3 protein-coding genes are annotated in these 2,821 nt (G+C 42.8%); all 3 read right to left on the bottom strand.

The annotated features are described in order from the left end of the window. Positions 1–338: 338 nt before the first annotated feature. Entirely contained in the window at positions 339–1,043 is a 705-nt protein-coding gene (locus tag J0895_RS23130; protein WP_242541536.1) for a hypothetical protein, read from the bottom strand. Positions 1,044–1,093: 50 nt separating this feature from the next. Beyond that, a complete protein-coding gene (locus tag J0895_RS23125) occupies positions 1,094–1,693 on the bottom strand; it encodes a hypothetical protein (RefSeq protein ID WP_242541535.1) in 600 nt (199 codons plus the stop codon). Positions 1,694–2,203: 510 nt separating this feature from the next. Next, positions 2,204–2,821 (bottom strand): GDSL-type esterase/lipase family protein (locus J0895_RS23120; protein ID WP_242541534.1); only part of this gene is annotated, 618 nt, incomplete at its 5' end.

Raw genomic sequence — 2,821 nt, 5'->3', positions numbered from 1 at the left:
CTTCGGCGGCAGTCAATTGGTTTTCTAAGGTTGGGAGATTTTCCCCGAGTTGGCTTTGGTGTTGACTGTCGGGTGTTGGGTTTCGCTGCACGCAACCTCCAAATATTATAAACCGTTAAAAGCCAGACTTAACCCTCAATTGATTGGTGCTTAAACTAACCAGCAGATTGATTAATTGGGTGGATGAATTCGAGGACGGAATCGCGGTATTCAATTTCATTTGTATAGAAACAAGGCATATTTTTGAAATACTCAGCTATTCCTGTCAGAATTTTAGGCATGACTTCTGGATAGAGGCTTGTCAATTCAATTAAACCATCCCTCAAGAGTTGATTATTTTATCGATAAGGAGTTAAACCAATAAGATAGCTCATTGATTCTTGCCAAACATCTTGGGTTTGTTGTTGCTGCTTTTTGCTTTTATTCTTTAACTTCTCTATACCCCGTTTCACATCGTTGATATAATCGATTATGTATTCATCGTTATAGGAGAAAGATAACTCTCGGTCACCCAAATCACGCAAATTAAGATAAAATTCTGCATTTTCCTCATTTTGGGCTAATTTTCCATACATAAAAGTCTTACTCTGGTGCCACAAATCGAGCAACTCAAGAAACCAATCATCATGAGTTTTCGGTAGACGTTCGAGTTCCCCGGATAAATCATGGTTTGACTGAAAATCATCTTCATACTCCAGACAAATATCGAAGACGATGCCATTAAAAGTTTCAAAATCACATTCACTTTCTTCCCAACCATCGGCTTCTAACCGTGCAGTACAGGCAGGAATAATATCATGACTCATCGCGCCTTGCATGAGTAAATCATGGAAGTCTGTCCAAGCCTGATCGGATAATATTTCATCTTCTTCGCCAGTTTCTTCATCGATGCCGTAATAGTGGATTTCATCATCCTCATCCATCCTCAAAAGTGCAACAGTGTCTATCGGATCGTAATCTTCTCTTGAAGTGACGAAACGCGGAAGTCTATAACTTACTTTGACAAACCGCTTGTCTGGTGTTTTTTGATTCTTTCCAGGCATAATTTTTAAAACTTTCCCCAAAATTTAACCTTTGAAACTGAGTTGTTTAGTTAGTGAAATAACCACTTGAGGTTATCCTTATAAATACACAAAAAGTTTTCTGTGTGAGTTGCTCCTAGTTTTTGTATTTCTGGAGGAAAAGCACTTAAAAATGTGGTTTTTCCGGTAATGTTAAAAAGGGCTGCACCTTCAGCCGTACCCGCATGAAGATACACTAAATCGGGTGCTAAATTTAGCCACATTCCCAAGCGTTGAGCCACATCGTAAGCTGTCGTTTCTCCTAATCCTTTAACGCGAGCAGTCACCGACTCTATCCAGTGATGAAGTTCTTCAAAGGTTTTAAACTGCTGCGATCGCTTACCATCTTGGCGAGATATGTTCAATCCTTCTGCTAATTTAGAGGAGACTCGGCGCTGATGGGGGTGCATTTTTCCATCGGCAAATCGAGAAAGCCAAGCTCTTTCCAAGGCTGCATCCCAAGTCAGAGTGCGATCGCCCCACCATTGGGTTTGAGCTTGATAACAAGTTCCGAAATGAGCGAGATAATCATTCACCCAATCAGCAAGAGTGGGTTGATTTTGACTAGCCGTATTGCTATCACGAGAATGACCGCATAATTTGCCCGATGTTTGCTTGCAATCGCCTTTCATAGCTTTCTAAAATTTTAAGACATTAACTGACTTTAAATAGCTCTTGCTTATTTATAGCACCATTTGATTGTTAAAAGCGTTAAACGGGGTGAAGATTTTTCCCTCGTTACTGGGCTGTGCCCAGTAATGTGCTCGGTGGAGGATCTGTCTCCACAAACCCAGGCGCTTAAGTCGCCAAAGCCCTAGGCTAAGGCTCCAGCCAGGACACGAGATGGCGTTTAACGGGACGAGGTTCCTCGTGACGAAAGCTTACGCACGAGTCCATCCGGAATCCGGTTTTTAAAGGTCTATAGCAGTCCTAACTCAGTTGTGGAATACCCTCACCCCCAACCCCCTTCGACAAGCTCAGGACAGGCCTCTCCCAAAGGGGGAGAGGGGAGCTGAAGATGTCATAAATCATTTAGGATTGCTATATAAAAACCCGCACCCTTTCCTAACGAAACGCTTATAGAACAGGGTGCGGGTTTTTACTACAGCAAGTCGGCACGATCCGCGAACTGGACAAGAGTATTATGTCCCCAAATTTTGGGGAATCAAAATCGTTCGCCTGCCCAACTTTTCCTCAAAACTCAAGTTATTTTTCAACGCAATTAAATCCCAGTATTCAAACGTATCAAATCCAAAGGCTTTCTGGGACAATTGCGGTAAGCTGTCTCCCGATTGAACTTGATAGGAAACCCAAGTATAAGTTTTGCCATCTAGGGTAAAATTTGGAGACCTTTGCAACCACTGCTGATATCGGGTACCCCGATTGAGGTCTAAGCGAGATGCCATCTGATGCAGTGCTTTTTGCCAGAGTTGGTATCCCTCTTGGCTCAAATGAATACCATCCGTGGTTAACTCGCGCCGTAACATATCTTCGTCGTTGGTAAAGCTGGAATTGAGGTCGAAATAGATTGCGCCTTCAGATTTGGCGATCGCCGCGAGTTCGAGATTGATTTTACGAATTCTGGTATTAGGAAGTGCCGCCAGTCGGGTGGGTAAAATCGATTGCACCACCACTTTAGCCGGTGGGTGAATTAGTTGCAGTTCCCGTACTGTATAATAAATATTATCTGCTATGCTGGCATCCGGTCTACCTTGACGCAAATCGTTAATGCCTGCTAGGATATAAATCGTATCAGGTTT

This window comes from Phormidium pseudopriestleyi FRX01 (assembly GCF_017313335.1).
GTDB lineage: Bacteria > Cyanobacteriota > Cyanobacteriia > Cyanobacteriales > Laspinemataceae > Laspinema > Laspinema pseudopriestleyi.
This window is presented reverse-complemented; position numbering and strand designations above follow the sequence as displayed.

What these genes read in the sequence shown, in the direction of transcription:
- J0895_RS23125 (WP_242541535.1), bottom strand. Translation starts at nt 1,693, where the DNA reads ATGAAAGGCGATTGCAAGCAAACATCGGGCAAATTATGCGGTCATTCT.
- J0895_RS23130 (WP_242541536.1), bottom strand. Translation starts at nt 1,043, where the DNA reads ATGCCTGGAAAGAATCAAAAAACACCAGACAAGCGGTTTGTCAAAGTA.